Source organism: Rhodanobacter denitrificans (assembly GCF_000230695.2).
Lineage (GTDB): Bacteria > Pseudomonadota > Gammaproteobacteria > Xanthomonadales > Rhodanobacteraceae > Rhodanobacter > Rhodanobacter denitrificans.
Genome location: NC_020541.1, coordinates 3,469,437 through 3,491,818 on the forward strand (window position 1 = coordinate 3,469,437; position 22,382 = coordinate 3,491,818).

At 67.4% G+C, this 22,382-nt stretch carries 16 protein-coding genes and 1 riboswitch; of the genes, 14 read left to right on the forward strand and 2 right to left on the reverse strand.

What is annotated here, in order from left to right:
- The first annotated feature begins 27 nt into the window (after positions 1-27).
- The 4 genes from metK (at position 28) to R2APBS1_RS15985 (ending at position 4,242) form a co-directional block, all read left to right on the forward strand.
- The gene (gene metK / locus R2APBS1_RS15970) at positions 28-1,227 is read left to right on the forward strand and encodes a methionine adenosyltransferase (protein WP_015448720.1); all 1,200 of its coding nucleotides are present in this window, start codon (positions 28-30) and stop codon (positions 1,225-1,227) included.
- Between the two features lie 101 nt (positions 1,228-1,328).
- Complete coding sequence (locus R2APBS1_RS15975; protein WP_015448721.1) at positions 1,329-3,191, forward strand: ATP-binding cassette domain-containing protein; 1,863 nt, start codon at positions 1,329-1,331, stop codon at positions 3,189-3,191.
- A gap of 147 nt (positions 3,192-3,338) precedes the next feature.
- Entirely contained in the window at positions 3,339-3,968 is a 630-nt protein-coding gene (locus R2APBS1_RS15980; RefSeq protein ID WP_007509383.1) for a glutathione S-transferase family protein, read from the forward strand.
- Between the two features lie 4 nt (positions 3,969-3,972).
- Positions 3,973-4,242: a GIY-YIG nuclease family protein gene (locus R2APBS1_RS15985; protein ID WP_007509386.1), complete on the forward strand. Its 270-nt coding sequence runs from the start codon at positions 3,973-3,975 to the stop codon at positions 4,240-4,242.
- A 109-nt stretch (positions 4,243-4,351) separates the two neighbouring features.
- Here the strand turns inward: R2APBS1_RS15985 and ppc are convergent, their stop codons facing one another.
- Entirely contained in the window at positions 4,352-7,054 is a 2,703-nt protein-coding gene (gene ppc / locus R2APBS1_RS15990; RefSeq protein ID WP_007509388.1) for a phosphoenolpyruvate carboxylase, read from the reverse strand.
- A gap of 111 nt (positions 7,055-7,165) precedes the next feature.
- A riboswitch (S-adenosyl-L-homocysteine riboswitch) is annotated at positions 7,166-7,259 on the forward strand.
- Between the two features lie 73 nt (positions 7,260-7,332).
- On the opposite strand from ppc, the gene ahcY reads away from it, so the two are divergent.
- A complete protein-coding gene (ahcY, locus tag R2APBS1_RS15995) occupies positions 7,333-8,772 on the forward strand; it encodes an adenosylhomocysteinase (RefSeq protein ID WP_015448722.1) in 1,440 nt (479 codons plus the stop codon).
- Positions 8,773-8,795: 23 nt separating this feature from the next.
- Positions 8,796-9,857: a MurR/RpiR family transcriptional regulator gene (locus R2APBS1_RS16000; protein WP_157769768.1), complete on the forward strand. Its 1,062-nt coding sequence runs from the start codon at positions 8,796-8,798 to the stop codon at positions 9,855-9,857.
- A 63-nt stretch (positions 9,858-9,920) separates the two neighbouring features.
- Here R2APBS1_RS16000 and R2APBS1_RS16005 read toward each other — a convergent pair whose 3' ends face one another.
- The gene (locus R2APBS1_RS16005; RefSeq protein ID WP_174315859.1) at positions 9,921-11,360 is read right to left on the reverse strand and encodes an APC family permease; all 1,440 of its coding nucleotides are present in this window, start codon (positions 11,358-11,360) and stop codon (positions 9,921-9,923) included.
- Positions 11,361-11,431: 71 nt separating this feature from the next.
- Here R2APBS1_RS16005 and dgcA point away from each other — a divergent pair, with 71 nt between their 5' ends.
- The 8 genes from dgcA (at position 11,432) to R2APBS1_RS16045 (ending at position 22,298) form a co-directional block, all read left to right on the forward strand.
- The gene (gene dgcA / locus R2APBS1_RS16010; protein ID WP_015448725.1) at positions 11,432-12,421 is read left to right on the forward strand and encodes an N-acetyl-D-Glu racemase DgcA; all 990 of its coding nucleotides are present in this window, start codon (positions 11,432-11,434) and stop codon (positions 12,419-12,421) included.
- A 29-nt stretch (positions 12,422-12,450) separates the two neighbouring features.
- On the forward strand, positions 12,451-13,965 hold the full coding sequence (locus R2APBS1_RS16015) for an N-acyl-D-amino-acid deacylase family protein (RefSeq protein WP_015448726.1): 1,515 nt from the start codon (positions 12,451-12,453) through the stop codon (positions 13,963-13,965).
- Between the two features lies 1 nt (position 13,966).
- The gene (locus tag R2APBS1_RS16020) at positions 13,967-15,019 is read left to right on the forward strand and encodes an N-acetyltransferase DgcN family protein (protein WP_007509401.1); all 1,053 of its coding nucleotides are present in this window, start codon (positions 13,967-13,969) and stop codon (positions 15,017-15,019) included.
- A gap of 306 nt (positions 15,020-15,325) precedes the next feature.
- Positions 15,326-17,866, forward strand: a complete 2,541-nt coding sequence (locus R2APBS1_RS16025; protein WP_015448727.1) for a TonB-dependent receptor — start codon at positions 15,326-15,328, stop codon at positions 17,864-17,866.
- A 116-nt stretch (positions 17,867-17,982) separates the two neighbouring features.
- Positions 17,983-19,683, forward strand: coding sequence for an N-acyl-D-amino-acid deacylase family protein (locus R2APBS1_RS16030; protein WP_015448728.1), 1,701 nt, complete (start codon positions 17,983-17,985; stop codon positions 19,681-19,683).
- Positions 19,684-19,886: 203 nt separating this feature from the next.
- A complete protein-coding gene (gene metF, locus R2APBS1_RS16035; protein WP_015448729.1) occupies positions 19,887-20,711 on the forward strand; it encodes a methylenetetrahydrofolate reductase [NAD(P)H] in 825 nt (274 codons plus the stop codon).
- 25 nt (positions 20,712-20,736) lie between these two features.
- A complete protein-coding gene (locus tag R2APBS1_RS16040) occupies positions 20,737-21,315 on the forward strand; it encodes a DUF4124 domain-containing protein (protein WP_015448730.1) in 579 nt (192 codons plus the stop codon).
- Between the two features lie 65 nt (positions 21,316-21,380).
- Positions 21,381-22,298: a branched-chain amino acid transaminase gene (locus R2APBS1_RS16045; RefSeq protein ID WP_007509412.1), complete on the forward strand. Its 918-nt coding sequence runs from the start codon at positions 21,381-21,383 to the stop codon at positions 22,296-22,298.
- Positions 22,299-22,382 lie beyond the last annotated feature (84 nt).

The window sequence follows — 22,382 nt, forward strand, 5'->3', positions numbered from 1 at the left end:
TATCCGCACGAAGGGATATAAACCGCGATGTCCAACTACCTGTTCACCTCCGAATCGGTCTCCGAAGGCCATCCGGACAAGGTCGCCGACCAGATCTCCGACGCCGTGCTGGACGCGATCATCGCGCAGGACCCGCGCGCCCGCGTGGCCTGCGAAACCATGGTCAAGACCGGCGTGGCGATCGTCGCCGGCGAAATCACCACCAATGCGTGGATCGACCTCGAGGCGATCACCCGCAAGGTGATCCTCGACATCGGCTACGACTCCAGCGACGTCGGCTTCGATGGCGCCACCTGCGGCGTGATCAACCTGATCGGCAAGCAGTCGCCGGACATCAACCAGGGCGTGGACCGCAAGAACCCGGAAGACCAGGGCGCCGGCGACCAGGGCCTGATGTTCGGCTACGCCACCAACGAGACCAAGGATTTCATGCCGGCGGCGATCTACTACTCGCACCGGCTGGTCGAGCAGCAGGCGAAGATCCGCAAGCGGAAGAACTCGCCGCTGCCGTGGCTGCGCCCGGACGCCAAGAGCCAGGTCACCCTGCGCTACGAGCACGGCGTGGCCACCGCGATCGACGCCGTGGTGCTGTCGACCCAGCATGACCCGTCGGTCAAGCAGAAGGACCTGATCGAGGCGGTGCGCGAGCACATCCTCAAGCCGGTGCTGCCGGCCAAGCTGATGCACAAGGGCACCAAGATCCACATCAACCCGACCGGCAAGTTCGTGATCGGCGGCCCGGTGGGCGACTGCGGCCTGACCGGCCGCAAGATCATCGTGGACACCTACGGCGGCTGGGCCCGTCACGGTGGCGGCGCGTTCTCCGGCAAGGATCCGTCCAAGGTCGACCGTTCGGCCGCCTATGCCGCGCGCTACGTGGCGAAGAACATCGTGGCCGCCGGCATCGCCGACCGCTGCGAGGTGCAGGTCAGCTACGCGATCGGCGTGGCGCACCCGACTTCGATCTCGGTGACCACCTTCGGCACCGGCAAGATCAGCGACGAGAAGATCGAAAAGCTGATCCGCAAGCACTTCGACCTGCGCCCGTACGGCATCCTGCAGATGCTCGACCTGATCCACCCGATGTACCAGCAGACCGCCAGCTACGGCCACTTCGGCCGCACCCCGCAGACGCTCAAGGACACCAACGGCAAGGCCTTCACCACCTTCTCGTGGGAAAAGACCGACCGCGCCGAGGCGCTGCGCAAGGATGCGAAGCTGAAGTAGGCAGGCATCGCACGCTGCACCGGAATCGGGCCGCCTCGCGCGGCCCGTTTCTTTTTGGACGGCAACGCGGGTCGCAGCGTTGCTGCCGCTACAATGCGCGGATGTCCCTGATCCAGCTGCAACGCGTCGACTTCAGCATCGGCGGCCCGCTCCTGCTCGAACACGTCGATCTGTCGATCGAGGCGAACGAGCGCGTGTGCATCGTCGGCCGCAACGGCGAAGGCAAGTCCACCCTGATGAAGCTGATCGCCGGCGAGCTGCACGCCGACGACGGCGAGGTGCGGGTGCAGAACGGCGTGGTAATCGCGCGGATGGCGCAGGAAGTGCCGCACGGCACCGAAGGCAGCGTGTTCGACGTGGTCGCCGAGGGGCTGGGCGATCTCGGCCGCCTGCTGGCGCGCTACCACCATCTGCTCAATGAAGGCGACTTCGACGCGCTCGGCGACGTGCAGCACCAGATCGAGGCACAGCACGGCTGGGACCTGGACCGTCGCGTGGGCGACGTGCTGACCCAGCTGGAACTGCCCGGGGAGACCGACTTCGCCGCCCTGTCCGGCGGCATGAAGCGGCGCGTGCTGCTGGCGCAGGCATTGGTGCGCAAGCCCGACGTGCTGCTGCTGGACGAGCCGACCAACCACCTCGACATCGAGGCGATCGGCTGGCTGGAAAGCTTCCTCAAGCAGTTCCCCGGCAGCATCCTGTTCGTCACCCATGACCGCAGCTTCCTGCGCGCGCTGGCCACGCGCATCGTCGAGATCGACCGCGGCGCGCTGACCGACTGGCCAGGCGACTACGACAACTACCTGCGCCGACGCGAGGAACGCCTGCACGCCGAGGCGCAGGCCAACGCGCTGTTCGACAAGAAGCTGGCGCAGGAGGAAGTGTGGATCCGCCAGGGCATCAAGGCCCGGCGCACCCGCAACGAAGGCCGCGTGCGCGCGCTCAAGGCGCTGCGCAACGAGCGCGCGCAACGCCGCGAGCTGGGCGGCAACGTGAGGATGACGGCGGCCAACGCGCAGGCTTCGGGCAAGAAGGTGATCGAGCTCAAGCACGTGCACCAGGCCTACGACGGCCGCGTGCTGATCGACGACCTCACCACCACCGTGATGCGCGGCGACCGCATCGGCATCATCGGCCCGAACGGCGCCGGCAAGAGCACGCTCTTGAAGATCATGCTGGGCGAGCTCAAGCCGCAGCGCGGCAGCGCAGAGCTGGGCACCGGCATCCAGGTCGCCTACTTCGACCAGCACCGGCTGCAGCTCAACGACAACTTGAATGCACTGGACAACGTGGCCGAAGGCCGCGAGTACATCGAGCTCAACGGCCAGCGCAAGCACATCATCGGCTACCTGCAGGATTTCCTGTTCTCGCCCGAGCGCGCGCGTGCGCCGATCACCCGGCTGTCCGGCGGCGAGCGCAACCGCCTGCTGCTGGCCAAGCTGTTCGCACAGCCGTCGAACCTGCTGGTGATGGACGAACCGACCAACGACCTCGACGTCGAGACGCTGGAGCTGCTGGAAGAACTGCTGACCGACTACCAGGGCACCCTGCTGCTGGTCTCGCACGACCGCGCCTTCCTCGACAATGTGGTCTCCAGCACCCTGGTGCTGGAAGGCGAAGGCCGCATCGGCGAATACGTGGGCGGCTACAGCGACTGGCTGCGCCAGCGGCCGGCTTCACGCAGCACGGCCACCGCCGGCAAGCCTGCCACGCCGTCACCGGCACCGGCCGCGGCGGCCGCGCCGAAGCGCAAGCGCAGCTTCAAGGAGCAGCACGAACTGGAACAGCTGCCAAAACGCATCGAGCAACTCGAAGGCGACATCGTCGCACGCACCGCGGCGATGAACGAACCCGCGTTCTTCCAGCAGGACAGCGCCGCCATCGTCAAGGCGAACGAGGCGCTGGTGGCACTGCAGGCGGAGCTGGATGCGGCGTATGCGCGCTGGTCGGAGCTGGACGGCTGAGAAGAGGAGCGAGTGGAGGGAGTGGGAAGCGAGAGGGAGCCAAAGCAGGCGCACTCCTGCCCTCTCTCACTTCCCACTCCGCTCCTCGCACTCCTGCTGCAACGCCCCGGCGTATCATTCGTGGATCATCCCCGCGGACAACCACCCATGTACACGCTCTACTACGCTCCCGGCTCGGCCAACCTGCTGGTGCACCTGGTCTTGCTGGAAATCGGCGCGCCGCACACGCTCAAGCGCATCGACATCGAGAAGGGCGAGCAGCGCAGCGCGGAGTACCTGGCGATCAACCCGAACGGCGTGGTGCCGACCCTGGTGGTCGACGGCGTGCCACATGGCGAGGCCGCGGCGCTGGCGATGCTGCTGGCCGAACGCCATCCCGAGGCGGCGCTGACGCCGGCCGCGGGGAGTGCCGGGCGCGCGGACTACCTGCAGTGGATGCTGTACCTGGCCAACAACCTGCAGCCGCTGTTCCGGCAGTGGTTCTACCCTGGCGACCACCTCCCCGAAGGCGCCGACACGATCAAGCAGGCCGCCCGCGCCGGCATCGAGAAGTGCTGGACGAAGGTCGATGCGCACCTCGCCGCCCACGGTCCGTACCTGCTCGGCGACCGCTTCAGCGTGGTCGACCTCTACGCGCTGATGCTGATGCGCTGGTCGCGCAACATGCCCAAGCCCGCCACCGAATGGCCGCAGCTGGCAGCGCTGGCCACGCGCCTGAAGGCGCGCCCATCGTGGAAGCAGGTGTGCGCGGCCGAAGGCCTGGTCGAGTGGGCCTGAACGCATGAGCGACGGCGATGGCGCCTGGGCCGTCTACCTGCTCGAATGCGCCGACGGCCGCGTCTACACCGGCATCGCCCGCGACCCGGAGCAACGCTACGCCAAGCATCTCAGCGGCAAGGGCGCCCGCTTCACCCGCTCCAACCCGCCGAAGCAATTGCTGGGCTGGGTATGGGTCGCCGATCACGGCGACGCGCTGCGCCTGGAGATGGCGTGGAAGAAGCTGCCGCGCACCCAGCGCATCGCCGCCCTGCAAGCAAGCCTCAAACTGTAACTGCAGGAGCCTGCTGGCGGGTGCTGCGCTGCCTGCTCCCTGTTCCCGATTCCCCGAAGGAAAAGCACCGCCCGCCGGCGGACTCCTGCAACGGTGACGCCGGCATGGATCAGCCGGTGTTCTGCAGCCCTTGCGAAACGCCGTTGACGCAGGCGACCAGGGCCTGCAGCACGGCGTCGTCGGTGTGCTCGCCTGCGCGCCAGCGCTGCAGCAGGTCGACCTGCAGCAGGCTCATCGGATCGACGTAGGGATTGCGCAGGCGGATCGAGGCGGCCAGGCGCGGGTCGCCCTGCAGCAGCGCGTCGCTGCCCTTGAGCCGCAACAGCCAGTGGCGGGTGCGCGCGAACTCGTCGCGGATCAGGCCGAAGAATTCCTCGTGCAGCGCGCCGGACAGCTTCGAGAACGCCTCGGCGATGTCCAGGTCACACTTGGCCAGCACCATTTCCACGTCGTCGAGCAGGTTGGCGAAGAACGGCCAGTCGCGCGCCATCTCCGCCAGCGCCGCTTCGCCGAACTGCTGCACGCCCTGCTCCAGCGCGCTGCCCAGGCCGTACCAGCCGGGCAGAATCGAGCGGCACTGGGTCCACGCGAACACCCACGGGATCGCGCGCAGGTCCTGCACGCCGCGCATGCTGCGGCGGCTGGCCGGGCGCGAGCCCAGGGTCATCCGCTCGATCACGTCGACCGGCGTGGCAGTGCGAAAGTAGTCGACGAAGCCATCGCGCTCGACGAACGCGCGGTACGTCTTCCGGCTGGCGGCCGCCAAGGCGTCCATCTGCTCGCGCCAGCGCGCTTCGCGTGGCTCGTCTACGCGCGGACGCAGGCTGGCGCGCAGCACCGCACCCACGGTCTGCTCCAGGTTGCGCAGCGCCAGCGCACGGATGCCGTACTTGCGATGGATCACCTCGCCCTGCTCGGTCACCCGCAGCACGCCGGCCACCGCGCCGCGCGGCGAGGACATCAGTGCCGGCGTGATGCGCGCGCCGCCGCGGCTGGCCGAGCCGCCGCGGCCGTGGAAGAACGCCAGCTGGATGCTGGCCGCATGCGCCACCTCGAGCAATTCCACCTGGGCGCGCTGCAGGCCCCAGCGCGAGGCCAGCGTGCCGCCGTCCTTGCCGCTGTCGGAATAGCCCAGCATCACCCACTGCTGGTCGCCGCGCGCCGCGAGGTGGCGGCGGTAGACCGGGTCGTCGAGCAGGGCGCGCAAGGTGGCCGGCGCATTCTTCAGGTCGTCGACGGTCTCGAACAGCGGCGCGATGTTGAGCGGCACGTTGTCGTCCTGCACCAACCCGCCGTAGCGCGCCAGCGCCAGCACCGCCAGCACGTCGGCGGCGCTGCGCGCCATGCTGATGATATACAGCCCCACCGCCTCGCCGCCGTAACGCCGGCGGGTGTTGCCGAGGGTGGCGAACACGTCGTACAGCGCGACGACCACCTCGGCATGGCTGATCGCGAAGCGTGCGCCGCCGCTGGCGTAATCGCGCAATTGCCGCGCGCGCTCGTCAGCCTGGCGCGCGGCCCAGCCATCGTCGGCCAGCAGCGCGGCCAGCGCGTCGTCGTGCACGCGCGAATCCTGCCGCACGTCCAGCCGCGCCAGGTGGAAGCCGAAGCTGCGCACGCGGCACAGCAGGCGTTCCACCGCGTAGGCGCCGGCGTGCACGCCGCGGTGCTGGAACAGGCTGTCGGCGATCAGCTGCAGGTCGTCCAGCAGTTCGCCACTGGACGGATAACCGTCCGAAGATTCGTCGCCGGTCAGCGCCAGCCGCGCGCCGACCAGCTGCAGCAGGCAGCGGTACGGCATGTCGGCGTGGCGCGGGCGGATCTGCGCCGCGGCGGCCGGGAAGCGGGCGCGATAGTCCGCCAGCCGCGCGCGCAGCGCCGCGGACGCTGCCACGCGACCCTCGGTCTGGCTGAGCAGGCGCGCCAGCGTGGCGACGTCCTCGCGGTAGCGCTCCAGCACCAATGCGCGCTGCGAGTCGAGGCAGTCGGCGATGGTGTCGGCGCCCACGTTGGGGTTGCCGTCCATGTCGCCACCGACCCAGCTGGCGAAGCGCAGCAGCCGCGGCAGCTTGATCGCCACGCCGTAGGTCGTCTGCAGCGCCTGCGCCAGCGATTCGTACAGCGCCGGCACGATGCGGTACAGCGGATGGGCCAGGTAGAAGTCCACGTGCTCGCGCTCGTCCTGCACGCTGGGCCGCACCGGCGAGGCCTCGGCGGTCTGCCAGCCGGCGGACAGCGCCATGTAGATGCGGTCGTCGTCCTCCCGGCGCTCCTGCGGCGTGCGCTCACGGTCGAAGCCGTCGATCAGCGAGGCGACGATCGCCTGCTCCTTCTCCAGCAGCGAGCGGCGCACCGCCTCCGTCGGGTGCGCGGTGAACACCGGCTCGATCCACAGCCGATCAAGCCAGCCGACCAGCTCGTCGGCGCCCACGCCCGCAGCCTTCAGCCGGCCCAGCACGTCGAGCAGCGATTCCGGCTGCGGCGCGCTGCCCTCGCGCTGGTAGTCGCGACGACGACGGATGCGGTGCACCCGTTCGGCGGTGTTCACCGCCTGGAAGTAGGTGGCGAACGCGCGCGCCAGCGCTTCGGCGTCGTCGGCGTCGAGACCGGCCAGCGAGGCGGCCAGTTCCTCCACCGAGGCACCTTCGCGGCGACGGCGGATCGCCGCCGTGCGCACCTGTTCGACCCGCGCGAAGAATGTGTCGCCGCCCTGCTCGGCCAGCATTCGCCCGACCATCGCGCCCAGGCGGCTGACATCCTCGCGCAACGGGCCGTCGGGCGGCAGGAACTCGGGTTCGCGACTGGGTTCCACGCAACTACTCCACGGCAGGCCTGATCCCCAGCGTAACCAATCCCGACGCGGGCGACACCCAACCATGCGGCATAAGCTCATGTCTGCCGTTACAATGCCCCCTCTGCACTGCCCGCCGAGGGGCGCTGCGACCGTTGCCGTGAATGAACTTCACGGGAACCGGCCAGGCTCGGCGCGGCACGTTCCACAACGGCGCTCAGTACGCGAGTCCCTTCGCGGCAGACCGGCCATCCATGGCCGGACTCCTCGAAAAAGCCTCGCACCAACTGGAGATATCCATGAACGCCGCACTGAAAGAAAACCGCCACGACTACAAGGTCCGCGATATCGCTCTGGCCGACTTCGGCCGCAAGGAGCTGGACATCGCCGAGCACGAGATGCCGGGCCTGATGTCGATCCGCCGCAAGTATGCGCCGCAGCAGCCGCTGAAAGGCGTGCGCGTGACCGGCTCGCTGCACATGACGATCCAGACCGCGGTGCTGATCGAGACGCTGAAGGACATCGGCGCCGACGTGCGCTGGGCCTCGTGCAATATCTTCTCGACCCAGGACCATGCCGCCGCCGCGATCGCCGCCACCGGCACGCCGGTGTTCGCCTGGAAGGGCGAGACGCTGGAGGAATACTGGGACTGCACGCTGGACGCGCTGTCCTTCCCCGACGGCAAGGGCGGCTTCCTCGGCCCGCAGCTGGTGGTCGACGACGGCGGCGACGTCACCCTGCTGATCCACAAGGGCTATGAGCTGGAGAACGGCAGCAAGTGGGTCGACGAGAAGGCCTCCTCGCACGAGGAGCAGGTGATCAAGAACCTGCTCAAGCGCGTGCACGCCGAGCGCCCGGGCTACTGGCACACCGTGGTCAGGGACTGGAAGGGCGTCTCCGAGGAGACCACCACCGGCGTGCATCGCCTGTACCAGCTGGCCGAGGCCAAGTCGCTACTGGTGCCGGCGATCAACGTCAACGACTCGGTGACCAAGAGCAAGTTCGACAACCTGTACGGCTGCCGCGAGTCGCTGGCCGACGGCCTGAAGCGTGCGATGGACGTGATGCTGGCCGGCAAGGTGGCCGTGGTGTGTGGCTATGGCGACGTGGGCAAGGGCTGCGCGCACAGCCTGCGCGCCTACGGTGCACGCATGGTGGTCACCGAGATCGACCCGATCAACGCGCTGCAGGCGGCGATGGAAGGCTTCGAGGTCAACACCGTCGAGAGCACGCTGGGCCGCGGCGACATCTATGTCACCACCACCGGCAACAAGGACGTGCTGACGCTGGATCACCTGAAGGCAATGAAGGATCAGGCGATCGTCTGCAACATCGGCCACTTCGACAACGAGATCCAGGTCGATGCGCTGAATGCGATGGCCGGCGTGAGCAAGCTCAACATCAAGCCGCAGGTGGACAAGTACACCTTCAAGGACGGCCGTTCGATCTTCCTGCTGGCCGAAGGCCGCCTGGTCAACCTGGGCTGCGCCACCGGCCACCCGAGCTTCGTGATGTCCAACTCGTTCTCCAACCAGACGCTGGCACAGATCGACCTGTGGGCGAACAAGGACAGCTACGAGGCGAAGGTCTACATCCTGCCGAAGAAGCTCGATGAGGAAGTCGCCCGCCTGCACCTGGAGAAGATCGGCGTGAAGCTGACCACACTCACCCCGACCCAGGCCGCCTACCTCGGCGTACCGGTGGAAGGCCCGTACAAGCCGGATCATTACCGCTACTGAGCCGCTAGCGGATCATCGGTCGGTTGCAGCAGAACGGGCGCGCAAGGCGCCCGTTCTGCTATCGCCGGCTCACCACCGGGCAGCGTGCACCGTGCGGCCTGCGCTGCTCTGGATCATACTTTCGTACCGATCCAACACGGTCGAATCCACGGGAGACGGCGTCGATGTCGCCAAAGCCAAGCAGCGCCGACCGGCGATTGTTCAGCCAGCTTCGCAGTGAAATGGACCGGATGACCGCGTCCGAACGGGTGATCGCGAACTTCCTGCTCACCAACCGGCAGGCGGTGCCGTTCGAGACCGCCAACTCGCTCGCCGCCAAGCTCGCCATCAGCGCCGCGACGGTGGGCCGGTTCTGCCGTCGCCTCGGCTACCGGAACTTCCGCGAGCTGAAGGCGGCTTTCAAGTTCGACGTGGCCGTCGCGCCATGGCCGATCGGCGAAGGCCTGCGCTCGATGCTGCAGACCGGCGGCGGTGAACCGGCGCTGCAACGCGACCTGGACCTGACCATCGCCGGCATCATCGAGGTCTACCGCCGCGCGGAAACGCGCGAATGGCAGGATATCGTCGCGCTTCTGGCGCACTGCTCGACACTGCACATCGTGGGATTCCAGACCGAGCGCGGGCTTGCGGCCCACTTCGCCAGTTTCCTGCAGTACGTGCGCCCGCGGGTGCGGGTGGCCGATCTGGCTACCGGAAGCTTCTCGGAGGTGCTGCTCGACGGTACCGACAAGGATTGCGTCGTGATCGTGGAGACGCGCCGCTACTCGCGCCAGGCACAACTGCTCGCCCGTCATTGCCGGCAACGCGGGCTGCCGCTGGTGATGATCACCGACAAGTATTGTCACTGGGCCGGCGAATACACGCCGCACATCCTGGCATTGCCGACGGAAAGCGGGATCTTCTGGGGCACCACCGTTCCGATCCACGCGGCGCTGGCGCTGCTGGTCAACGGCGTGGTTCTCGCACTCGGCGACCGCGTGGAGCAACGCCTCGCCCACGTCTCCGACCTCTACCAGGAATTCGTCGGCCACGTCGGGAAACCCGCGCGCGGGCAGCGCAAGAGGGGCGGCGACATCGAGCCTTGAGCACGCAGCGCACCGTCGGGCCGAGGCCCGACGCTTCTGCGGAACCATGATCGCCGCTCCCGTTCAGCGCGACCGCACGTAAACCACGTAGATGACCAGGCCGGCCGCGAAATAGCCGCCGACGATCGCCAGCGGCAGCACGTCGCCGCGCGTTGCGCGCAGCACCATGTCGATCAGCAGCGGCAGGCCCATCAGCACGGCAAAAGCGATGCCGAGCGCCGGAATGATGCCGATCCACCAGCCACGCACGCGGATACCGCCCAGCGGCACCCGGAACGAACGCGGGCGATCGGGCTCGACCACGCGCAGGCGCATGACCGCCGCACAAACGATCGCGAACGCGACCGCCGTGCCGAGGCTGATCAGGTCGCCGAGCAGGCTGATCGGCAGGCACGCCGCGAGCAACGCCATGGCCACGCCGGTATAGATGGTACCGACCTGCGGCGTGCGCGTTCTGCCGTCGATCCGCGCGAACACCGGCGGCAGCATGCGATCGCGCGCCATCGCGTAGAAGATGCGGGTCTGTCCGTAGATCGACGTCAGCAGCACCGAAAGCAGGCCGATCACCGCGGCGGACTTGACTGCGATGCCGAACATCGGCAACTGCATCGCGTCGACGGCGACGGCGATCGGGTCGGCGACGCCGAGCCGGGTGTAGGGCACGATGCCGGTCATCACCGCGGCGACGGCCATGTACAGCACCGTGCAGACCGCCAGCGTCATGAAGATGCCGATCGGCAGGTCGCGCTGGGGGTTGCGCGCCTCGGCTGCGCTCGTGGACACAGTCTCGAAGCCAACGTAGGCGAAGAAGATCGCCGAGGCGCCGCGCAGCACGCCGGGCCAGCCGAACTCGAAATCGCCCCGCGCCGGCGGCACGAACGGCGTGAGGTTGGCCGGGTCGATGAAGGCGATGCCGACCAGCACGAAGGCGACCAGCGCAGCAATCTTGAGCAGCACGATGGCCGTGTTGAACGCGAACGACTGCGTCACCCTGCGCAACAGGACAGCCGTCACCACCAGGATCGCGCCGGCGGCGACGAGGTTGATGCCGCCGCCGAACTGCAGGCGGTTGGTGCCCCCATCGGTGCGAAAGTCGAGCATCGGCGTGGTGATCGACGCCGGCAGGTGCAGACCGAACTGGTCGAGCAACGCCACCGCGTAGCCGGCGAAGCCGACCGCGACAGTCGCCGCGGCAATGCCGTACTCGAGCAGCAGCAGCCAGCCGGCGCACCACGCGGTGAAGCGGCCAAACGTGAGCAGAGCATATGAATAGCTCGAACCGGACAACGGCATCGTGCCGGCAAGCTCGGCATAGCAGAACGCGGTGAATCCGCAGGCGATCGCCGCCACCACGAACGACAGCACCACCGCCGGCCCGGCATGGGTCGCCGCCGCGGTGCCGGTCATGACAAAGATGCCGGCGCCGATGACGCAGCCGACACCGATCATCGTCAACTGGAGCGGGCCGAGCGTGCGCGCCAGCCCGGGTTCGTCATCATTCACTGGTTGCAAGTTTTCTTTCATAGGAGTTACTATGATATAAATTGTGCATACACGTCCAGAGGCCGGCTTGCATGCAGACCGAGGTTCGCCACGAACGCTGGGAGCTCGCCGCGCCATTCGTCATCGCGCACGAGACCTACCTGCATGCCGATGTCATCGTGGCAACGCTGTCGTGCGATGGCGCCGTCGGCCGCGGCGAATGCACGCCCACGGCGTTCTACGGCGAGAGCGTGGACGGCGTGATGGAGACCGTGCGCGAACTGCTCGCCCGCCTCGCCCGCGGCGAGTCCTGGGACCGCATCCACGATCGCGTGCCGGCCGGCGCCGCGCGCAACGCGGTCGACTGTGCGTTCTGGGATCTGCGCGCGAAACTGGCGAAGCGGCGTGTCTGGGAACTGGCCGGAGTCCCCGCCCCGGGCCAGGTGCGCACCGCGCAGACCATCAGCGTGGGCGAAGCGGCGCAGCAGGCGGACAAGGCGCGCGCGATCGTCGTCACCGACGGCGATGGCGCCCTGATCAAGCTGAAGCTCGATGCGCACGACATCGTCGCCCGCGTCGCGGCCGTGCGCGACGCCGCTCCGGCGGCGACCCTGGTCATCGACGCGAATGAATCCTGGGACCCGGTGCTGCTCGATGGCGTCATGCCTGCGCTGCAGGCCGCGCATGTCGCGATGGTCGAGCAGCCGCTGCCCGTGGGCAAGGACGACGCGCTGGCGCGGATCGAACGCCGCGTGCCGGTCTGCGCCGACGAATCGGCACACGTCGGCGCAGACCTCGACGCGCTGCGCGGCCGCTACGACCTGGTCAACGTGAAGCTGGACAAGACCGGTGGCCTGACCGAGGCGCTGCGCATGACTGCCCGCGCGCGCCAGCTCGGCTTCGGGTTGATGGTGGGCTGCATGGAGGGGACGTCGCTCGGCATGGCGCCGGCGACGCTCGTCGCCGGCGCTGCACGCTTTGTCGACCTCGATGGCCCGCTCCTCATCGGCCGCGACCGCGACCCGGGCCTGCACTACCAGCGTGGCCTCGTCTCGCCACCCAGCGCGGCGCTGTGGGGTTGAGCCGCATGTTTTCCAGGAGAACCGATTCCATGACGAGCCGAACACTGATCTTGCTGCTGCTGATCGCGCCGCTGGCCGTGTTGCCAGCCGGCCATGCGGCGGCAGCCGACTTCATCGTGCGCCATGCCGTCGTCGTCGACGGCACCGGTGCCCCGGCGCGGCACGTCGACGTGCGCGTCGCCGACGGTCGCATCGCCGCCATCGGCGAACTCGCACCGCAGCGCGGCGAACAGGTGGTCGACGCCCGCGGGCTGGTGCTCGCGCCGGGGTTCATCGACACGCACAGCCACCACGACCGCGGCCTCGACAGCCAGCTCGACGCGCTGCCGCTGACCAGCCAGGGCGTCACCACGATCGTCATCGGCCAGGACGGCTTCTCGCAGGAGCCGATTGCCGACCTGTTCCGCCGCTACGGCGCCAGGCCGGCGGCGATCAACATCGCCTCGTACGCGGGCCACAACTCGCTGCGCGCGGAGGTGATGGGCGCCGACGCCAGCCACGCGGCGACGCCAGCGCAGGTGCAGGCGATGCGCCACCTGCTCGCCGCCGACATGAAGGCCGGCGCGCTCGGCCTGTCGACCGGCCTTGAATACGACTCGGGCCTCTACTCCACGCGCGCCGAGGTGCTCGCGCTCGCCGACGCCGTCGCGCCCTACGGTGGCCGCTACATCAGCCACATGCGCAGCGAGGACCGCAAGATCTGGGACGCGCTCGACGAACTGCTGACGATCGGCCGCGAGGCGAAGATCCCGGTGCAGGTCAGCCACGCCAAGCTGGCGATGACCGACTGGTGGGGCCAGGCCGACCGCTTCCTGGGCATGCTCGACAAGGCGCGCGCCGAAGGCGTCGACGCGACGCTCGACGTCTATCCCTACGACAGCTGGCACAGCGAGTTGATCGTGCTGTGGCCCGAGCGCGACTTCGGGAACCGCGCGACCGCCGAATTCGTGCTCAAGCACCTCTCCCCGGCCGACGGCCTGCGCCTGTCGCAGTTCAAGCCCGAACCGGACCTGGTCGGCAAGAGCGTGGCCGATATCGCGCACCTGCGGGGCACCGACGACGCGGATACGGTGATGGCCCTGATCCGCGAATCGGAAGCGGCCCACAGCACCGCGCAGGTCATCAGCCGCAGCATGGACGAGCGCGACATCGCGAAGTTCATCGCCTGGCCGCAGGCGAACATCAGTTCCGACGGCAGCCTCGACGGCCTGCACCCGCGCGGCTACGGCACGTTCCCGCGCGTGCTGCGCATCTACGTGCGCGAGAAGAAGATGCTGACGCTCGAGCAGGCCGTGCACAAGATGACCGGACTGGCCGCGCAGCACGTGGGCTTGCTCGACCGCGGCCAGATCCGTGTCGGCGCGACGGCCGACCTCGTCCTGTTCGATCCGCGTACGGTGGCCGACCGCGCCACCTACGAGAAGCCGCACGAGCTGTCGGTCGGCATCGCGCGGGTATGGGTCAACGGCACCCTGGTCCTCGCCGACGGCAAGGCGACCGGCGCCCATCCGGGCCAGATGCTGCGCCGCCAGGAGGCAGGTTGACATGCAGATCGCCGCCCCCTACCTGCTCTTCCTCGGCAACACCCCGCACCGCCTCGACGCCAAGACGGCCAGCGGCATTCTCGACTGGCGCCCGCAACTGTGCGCCGGGCAATGCCGGCTCGATGCCGGCACGGTCGACCTCGGCCTGCCTGACATGACGCCGGCCGCCGCCGCCGCCGCCGGCGTGCGCACGCTGGTGATCGGCGTGGCCACCTTCGGCGGTGCGCTCGACGAGGCGTGGATCGACACTCTGCTGGCCGCGATCCACGCCGGCCTCGACATTGCCAGCGGCATGCATGCACGCCTCGGCGAGAATCCGCGGATCGCCGCGGCCGCGCGCCAGGCCGGCGTGCGCCTGTTCGACGTGCGCCACGCCAACGCGCATTTCGACGTCGGCTCCGGCCGCAAGCGCAGCGGCCGCCGGATGCTGATGGTCGGCGTCGATTGCGCGGTCGGCAAGAAGTACGCCGCGCTGGCCATTCACCGCGCCTTCGCGCGCCGCGGCATGGCCGCCGATTTTCGCGCGACCGGGCAGACCGGCATCCTCATCGCCGGCGCCGGCATCGCGATCGACGCGGTCGTCGCCGATTTCGCCGCCGGCGCGGCCGAAGCGCTGTCGCCCGACAACGAGCCCGGGCACTGGGACGTGATCGAAGGCCAGGGCTCGCTGTTCCACCCGGCCTATGCCGGCGTCAGCCTCGCCCTGCTGCACGGCTCGCAGCCGGACGCACTCGTGCTCTGCCACGACCCGCGGCGCACCCACATCGACGGTTATCCGGACTATCCGCTGCCGACGCTCGCCGCCTGCATCGCCGCCAACGAACAGGCCGCGCGCCTGACCAACCGCGCCGCACGCTGCATCGCCGTCGCGCTCAACACGCGCGACATGGGCGAAAGCCAACGCGCGGACGCGTTCGCCCGCGCGCACGGGGAAACCGGCCTCGTCGTCTTCGACCCAATCGCGACCGGTGCCGACGCGGTCGTCGACACGCTGCTCGCGGAAGCGCGCGAGCTTCCGCAAGCCAGTCCACACACCCCGGGGGATCACCCATGAAACGCAAGACTGTGGCCATGACCACCGTGCTGGCCTGTTCCCATGGCGACGCGCCTGCCGGGCTCACGGGTCATTTCATCGGGTTGAGGTGTTGCACGGCGGCGAAGGTGGCATGGATTCGGGGTGGGTCGGATGGACGTCCATATCATGATGAACGGCCAGTATATCCCCGGACATCGTTGAGATGGCGACACTGACAGCGTGTAAACGCAGCGTTGAAATCGGCTGGTTTCCGCTACGTGCTCCACGTGAAGAGGCTCGGCAGGTTTGGTTGCTCCGTTACGGTCTGTGGGGAGGTAGCAGGTCATGTCCAAAGGACATTTCAAGTGTGGTGGCAAGGCGCAACGGGTGATTTTGGCGCGCTTGCCGCTCGCGGCGGCGATCAGTTTCGCCGTGGCCGCACCAGCGCTCGCTCAGGATGCTGCCGAGCAACCCGCATCGGCCGCGACGACCGCCGCGACCGCGCAAAAGGTCAAGACCCTGGGTACGGTCACGGTGACCGCGCAGCGGCGCACCGAGGATCTGCAGAAGGTGCCGATCAGCATCAACGTGCTGGCACAGGATCAACTTGAGGCCCTGCACGTGCAGAACTTCAAGGACTATGTGAAGTATCTGCCCAGCGTGTCCTTCCAGGACAACGGTGGCGGCAATGGCGCGCAAGGCTTTGCCATCATCTACATGCGCGGTGTCAGCAGCGGCAGCGGCGGGGACTATACCGGGTCGCGGCCGAGCGTCGGCGTGTACCTCGACAACCAGCCGGTCACCACGATCCAGGGGCCGGTCGATATCCACATGTACGACATCGCCCGCATCGAGGTGCTGGCAGGACCCCAGGGCACGTTGTATGGCGCCAGCGCCGAAGCCGGCGCGTTGCGCATCATCACCAACAAGCCCGACCCCGGCGCTTTCGCGGCAAACTACGCGCTTGGCGTCAACAAGGTTGCACACGGTGGCATCGGCTCCACCGCCGAGGGCATGGTCAATATCCCGCTCAGCAAGAGTGCCGCCATTCGCCTCGTGGGTTGGCGCGAACACGACGCGGGCTACATCGACAACAAGCCCGGCACGCGTACCTACCCGTCCTCCGGCATTACCATCAGCAACGCCGACGACTGCTCCCCCGGCGTGCTGCTGCAATGCCACGGACACGCCCGCAAGCACCACAACGACGCCGACACCCAGGGCGCACGCGCCGCGCTGAAAGTGGACCTGAACGATAACTGGTCGATCAGCCCGACCCTGATGGGGCAACAGACGATCTCCCATGGTTCATCTTCCAGCGATCCGAGTGTGGGTGATCTCGCCGTCACGCACTTCTTTCCCGAGCGCAACAACGATCGCTGGTGGCAGGGCGCATTGACCGTGCAAGGCAAGGTCGGCAATTTCGATTTGACCTATGCCTATGCGCATCTCAAGCGCAACCAGGAGCAGCAGTCCGACTACACGGACTACTCATTCTGGTACGACACGCTGAACGGCTCCGGTGTCTATTTTTATGATAACGGCGGAAGCCTGATCGATCCGTCGCAGCATCCATTTTTCCGCGATCACTACACCGACAACAGCCACGAACTGCGTCTTGTCTCACCCAGCGACGATCGCCTGCGTCTGGTCGCCGGCGCGTTCTGGCAGAAGCTGAAGCACGACATCCAGTACCAGTACAAAATCAGCGATCTGGCCGATTCGCTGACGGTTACCGGCTGGCCGGACACGCTCTATCTGAGCCGGCAGATCCGCTACGACCGTGACCGGTCGGTGTACGGCGAACTGTCCTGGGACTTCATCCCCGACGTCCTCACCGGCACGATCGGTGAGCGCTATTACCGCGACAGCGGCAGCTTTTACGGCTTTTTCGGTTTCAGCGAGGGCTATTTCCCCGGTTCCAGTTACGGCGAGGCCGGCTGCATCTCGCCCGAGCCATTCGAGGGCGCGCCCTGTCTGGACTTCAACAAGCGGGTGAAGCAAAGCGGGTCGCTCAACAAGGTCAACCTGACCTGGCATGTCACGCCCCAAGCCATGGTCTATTTCACCCGGTCTGAGGGCTATCGCCCGGGTGGCATCAATCGCAACGCGTCGCTGCCGCCCTATCAGGCGGATTTCCTGACCAACGTCGAACTCGGCTGGAAAACCTCATGGTTCGACCATCGGCTGACCTTCAACGGGGCCGTGTTTCGCGAGACCTGGAACAATTTCCAGTTCGACATCACGGGTCCGAACGGCATTTCCGAAATCCTCAATGCCAATTCGGCCCGCATCAACGGACTGGAGGCGCAGCTGAACTGGCAGGCGACCTACAACCTGCAGCTGAGCGCCGGCATCGCGTTGTATGACGCCAAGTTGACCGCCAACTACTGCGGCTTCACCGGCAACGACAACCGCCCCGTCACCGACTGTCCGGCCGGCTCGATCAATACACAAACCGGCGACACGGTGGACGGACCGCTGGCACCCACGGGCACCCGCCTGCCCATTACGCCACGGTTCAAGGGCAACCTCATCGCGCGTTACACCTTTGATGTCGGCAACAAGAGTGGCTTCGTCCAGGGCGCATTGACGCATGTGGGGAACCGCACGACGAGCCTGCTCCTGCTCGATCGCAGTCTTTACGGCGGGCTGCCAGCCTACAATTCGGTCGACCTCTCCGCCGGCCTCCAGGGGGGCAACTGGTCGGTGAGTGTCTACATCAACAATGCGTTCGACAAGCGCGCCGCACTGTACAAGTTCTCCGAGTGTGCGGTAACGGTTTGTGGTGCGCACGGCGTGGTGCCGGAATACCCGAATGGGCAGGTGTACACGGGTTTCAGCCAGCCGCGCACGTTCGGCATCACCTTCACGCAGGATATCTAGTCGAGCGGTCGATTGCCGCACCGGATGAGCGCCCTGGCGTCAGCCAGGGCCTTTCGCTACCCGCCTGATGGCGAGCAACGTCTCTCCGACAGATGATCATTTGACGGGAGTGGTTCATGCCCATCTTCATTCGCACCGCCTGCATGTGGATTGTCGCGGCCATCGGGCTGTTGACAGCGACGCCATCTTCGGCTGCCGGCGTCGAGTACGACACGATCATCCGCAACGGTCACATCATCGACGGCACGGGTTCGCCCTGGTACGCGGCCGATGTCGCCGTGAAGGACGGTCGCATCGCCGCGATCGGCAACCTCGCCGACGCGCATGCCAGGCAGGTGATCGACGCCCACGGTCTGGTTGTGGCGCCGGGATTCATTGACATGCTCGGTCAATCAGAAATCACCCTGCTGGTCGATCCGCATGTGCCGTCGAAGATCTTCCAGGGCATCACCACCGAGATCACCGGAGAAGGTGAGTCGGTGGCGCCGCTCGACGCCGAGATGATCAGGCAACGCCAGGCGGCTTACGCGCATTATCAGGTAACGCCGGACTGGCGCACGTTCGAGCAATATTTCACGCGCCTGCAAAAGCAAGGCATGGGCATCAACGTGGGCACGTACGTGGGCGCCACTTCAGTACGCGAGATGGTCATGGGTTACAAGAATCGCGCACCCACGCCGGACGAGTTGAAACAGATGCAGATGCTGGTCGCGGACGCGATGAAGCAGGGTGCGCTGGGGCTGTCCACTGCGCTGGAGTACACGCCGGCGCCTTATGCCGGAACCGACGAATTGATCGCCCTGGCGAAGGTTGCCGCACGCCATGGCGGCATTTACGCGACCCACATGCGCAACGAGGGCGACGCAGAGATGGCGGCGCTGGACGAAACCTTCCGGATCGGCCGCGAGGCGGATATTCCGGTGGAGATTTTCCATCTCAAGGCCACCGGCAATCTCAAGGGCAAGATGGCACAGTTGATCGCGCGCATCGACGCGGCTCGTGCCAGCGGCGTCGACGTGGCGGCGGACACCTACGCCTATACCGCGTGGCAGAATGATCTGTCGGCCTTCATCCCGCCTTGGGCCCATGACGGCGGCAACCTGAAACTGATCGAACGCCTGAAGAATCCAGCCACGCGTGCGCGCATCCGCAAGGACATGCTCACTCCCAGCGATGCCTGGGACAACGAGTGGCTCGCGGCCATCGAGCGGGCGCACGGCATCATGATCGGCAGTGTCGACAACAAGGCGTTGCAGAAGTACGTCGGCAAGCGGGTCAGTGAGATTGCGGCGGAGTGGCACGAGGATCCGATCGACACGATCTGCGACTTCCTGATCAAGGACAACGCCGCCACCAGTTCGGTGGTGTTCGGCATGCAGGAGTCTGATGTCGAGCTGGCGCTGAAGCAGTCGTGGGTTTCGATCGACACGGACTATGAGGGAACGTCGCCGGATGGCCTGCTCGGCAAGGATCGTCCGCACCCGCGCGCCTACGGCACCTTTCCGCGCATTCTCGCCAAGTACGTGCGTGAGCAGAAGCTGCTCACGCTTCCGGACGCCATCCGCAAGTTCAGCGCATTGGCGGCCCAGCGTGAGCATCTGACGGATCGTGGCGTGCTCAAGCAGGGCATGTGGGCAGACATCGTCGTGTTCGACCCGGAGACGATCCGCGATGTCGCCACCTTCACCGACCCGAACCAGCTGTCGGTCGGGATGCAATATGTGCTGGTCAACGGGGTACCGGTGATCGATGGCGGCAAGATGACGGACGCGCTGCCGGGGGCGGTATTGCGCGGCCCGGCTTACTCCGGCAAATAGCTGAATTCCGACAGGAACTGGTGTAGCGCCTTGCGGGGTTCCCGAATGGGATCAGCCTGTTGATTTCCACCGAAAACCGAGCCGTGCGCGCCGCGCCCTCCCCTGCTTGCGGGGGAAGGCCGGGATGCGGCTGTTCTTGATCTATCGCTTCATCGCGAAACGAAGATATATACTCGCCGGCACCGCCACCAGGAACCCGTGCGATGCCGTCGATCAGCTTCGAATTCTTCCCGCCCAAGACCGACGAGCAGCGCGCGCAGCTGGACCGTGCCGCGCAGGTGTTGAAGGCGCACCAGCCGGAATACGCCTCGGTCACCTTCGGTGCCGGCGGCTCCACGCTCAGCTACACCGGCGACACGGTGGCACGGCTGCACACGCAGCATGGCCTGAACGTGGCGCCGCACCTGTCTTGCATGGGCGGCACGCGGGCGGAGATCGCCGCACTGCTGGACGGCTACCGCGCCTCCGGCTACCGGCGCATCGTGGCGCTGCGCGGCGACATGCCCTCGGGCATGGCCAGCGCAGGCGACTTCCGCTACGCCGCCGAGCTGGTGGGCTTCATCCGCGAGCACTGCGGCGACCACTTCCACATCGAGGTGGCGGCGTACCCGGAGACCCATCCGCAGGCCGACGATGCGCTGCGCGACCTCCAGCATTTCAAGGCGAAGATCGACGCCGGCGCGAACGGCGCGATCACCCAGTACTTCTTCAACCCGGACGCCTATTTCCGCTTCGTCGACGACGTGCGCCGGCTCGGCGTCGAGGTGCCGATCGTCCCCGGCATCATGCCGATCGCGAACTTCAGCCAGTTGAAGCGCTTCTCCGACCTCTGCGGCGCCGAGATCCCGCGCTGGATCGCCAAGCGCATGCAGGCGCACGGCGACGACGCCGACTCGATCCGCGCGCTCGGCGCCGAGGTGGTGGCGCAGCTGTGCCGGCGCCTGCTCGATGGCGGCGCGCCCGGCCTGCACTTCTACACGCTGAACCGGGCCAGGGCGACGCAGGCGGTACTGCAGCAACTTTCCTGATCGGAGCGGCGGGTATGCTGGCGCGATGCACCGGTTGGCTGCCCCGCTGTGCCTGATCCTGCTGGCCTGTACCGCACCTGCCGCGGCGCAGTCGCCGATCCATCGCTGCATCGGCGCGAACGGCGGCGCGGTGTTCACCGACCAGCCCTGCATGGCGCTGCAGGCGACGCCGCTCGGCCCGAGCACCACCCCGTCCGCGCCGGCCTCCCCGCAGGCCGCACCACCGCCGATCCTGTGTGCCGCCAATGCCGGTGAACTGCGCCAGAGCGTGATCGACGCCTTCGCCAGCCGCGACGCCAACCGCCTGGCCGGCCTGATGCTGTGGGACGGCTACGGCCGCGGCGCGGCCATCGCGGACATCCGCTCGCTGGCCGAGCTGATGAAACAGCCGCTGCTGGGCGTGGACGTGCCAGGCGACGACGCGCCGGCCGCGTCCGCCAGCGCCGCCGCCCCGCCCCCCATGGATGCCACGCCGGCGACACCGTCGCCCGGCCAACAGCTGGTGCTGCACACCAGCGGCAACGACGGCAGCGGCAGCCCGCGGGAACTGCGTTTCGACCTCGTGCGCCAGGCCGGTTGCCTGTGGCTGCGCAGCGCAAATTGACGCAGCCACTGACGCCGACCCGGCGGCCAGCAGTTATCATGGGCGGTCCCCAATGGAGAATCGACATGGCCCAGCAATACCCCGAGTGGATCTGGCAGAACGGCAGCATCAAGCCCTGGGCCGAGGCGACCACCCATGTGATGTCGCACGCGCTGCACTACGGCTCGTCGGTGTTCGAGGGCATCCGCAGCTACGTCACGCCGGACGGCGCGGCGATCTTCCGCCTCACCGATCATCTGAACCGGCTGTACATGTCCGCCAAGATCTACGACATGGCGCTGCCGTACACGGTCGATGAACTGGCCGCGGCCTGCCGCGAGGTGATCCGCCGCAACGGCCTGGGCGCTTCCTACCTGCGCCCGGTCGCCTGGCGCGGTCTGGGCGGCTTCGGCCTCTCTGCCGAAACCCCGATCGACATGGCCGTGGCCGCCTGGCCGATGGGCCCATACCTCGGTGCCGAGGCACTGCAGAACGGCATCGACGCCTGCGTATCGAGCTGGCAGCGCTTCGCGCCGAACACCATCCCGGCCGGCGCCAAGGCCGGCGGCAACTACCTCTCCGGTCAGCTGATCGCACGCGAGGCGCGCCGCCTGGGCTTCGGCGAAGGCATCGCGCTGGCCTCCACCGGCCTGCTCAGCGAAGGCGCCGGCGAGAACCTGTTCCTGGTCTTCGACGGCGTGCTGCACACCCCGCCGGCCAGCGCCTCGCTGCTCACCGGCATCACCCGCAACACGCTGATGACGCTGGCCCGCGAGGACGGTATCGAGGTGGTCGAGCGCGACATCCCGCGCGAATACCTGTACCTCGCCGAGGAGGTGCTGATGTGCGGCACCGCCGCCGAGATCACCCCGATCCGCTCGATCGACGGCAAGCAGGTCGGCACCGGCAAGGCGGGCCGCGTCACGCTGCGCCTGCAGGAACTGTTCTTCGGCCTGTTCGACGGCCGCACCCACGACAAGTGGGGCTGGCTGGAGCAGGTGTGAGCAGGGAGCAACTGCGCTGATTGGCGAAAACGCCCCGCGATGCGGGGCGTTTTCGTTTGTGCCCCGCCTTGATTTGCTCTCTCT

Coding starts and splice junctions, on each gene's coding strand:
- metK (WP_015448720.1), top strand. CDS start 28: ATGTCCAACTACCTGTTCACCTCCGAATCGGTCTCCGAAGGCCATCCG.
- R2APBS1_RS15975 (WP_015448721.1), top strand. CDS start 1,329: ATGTCCCTGATCCAGCTGCAACGCGTCGACTTCAGCATCGGCGGCCCG.
- R2APBS1_RS15980 (WP_007509383.1), top strand. CDS start 3,339: ATGTACACGCTCTACTACGCTCCCGGCTCGGCCAACCTGCTGGTGCAC.
- R2APBS1_RS15985 (WP_007509386.1), top strand. CDS start 3,973: ATGAGCGACGGCGATGGCGCCTGGGCCGTCTACCTGCTCGAATGCGCC.
- ahcY (WP_015448722.1), top strand. CDS start 7,333: ATGAACGCCGCACTGAAAGAAAACCGCCACGACTACAAGGTCCGCGAT.
- dgcA (WP_015448725.1), top strand. CDS start 11,432: ATGCAGACCGAGGTTCGCCACGAACGCTGGGAGCTCGCCGCGCCATTC.
- R2APBS1_RS16015 (WP_015448726.1), top strand. CDS start 12,451: ATGACGAGCCGAACACTGATCTTGCTGCTGCTGATCGCGCCGCTGGCC.
- R2APBS1_RS16020 (WP_007509401.1), top strand. CDS start 13,967: ATGCAGATCGCCGCCCCCTACCTGCTCTTCCTCGGCAACACCCCGCAC.
- R2APBS1_RS16025 (WP_015448727.1), top strand. CDS start 15,326: ATGTCCAAAGGACATTTCAAGTGTGGTGGCAAGGCGCAACGGGTGATT.
- R2APBS1_RS16030 (WP_015448728.1), top strand. CDS start 17,983: ATGCCCATCTTCATTCGCACCGCCTGCATGTGGATTGTCGCGGCCATC.
- metF (WP_015448729.1), top strand. CDS start 19,887: ATGCCGTCGATCAGCTTCGAATTCTTCCCGCCCAAGACCGACGAGCAG.
- R2APBS1_RS16040 (WP_015448730.1), top strand. CDS start 20,737: ATGCACCGGTTGGCTGCCCCGCTGTGCCTGATCCTGCTGGCCTGTACC.
- R2APBS1_RS16045 (WP_007509412.1), top strand. CDS start 21,381: ATGGCCCAGCAATACCCCGAGTGGATCTGGCAGAACGGCAGCATCAAG.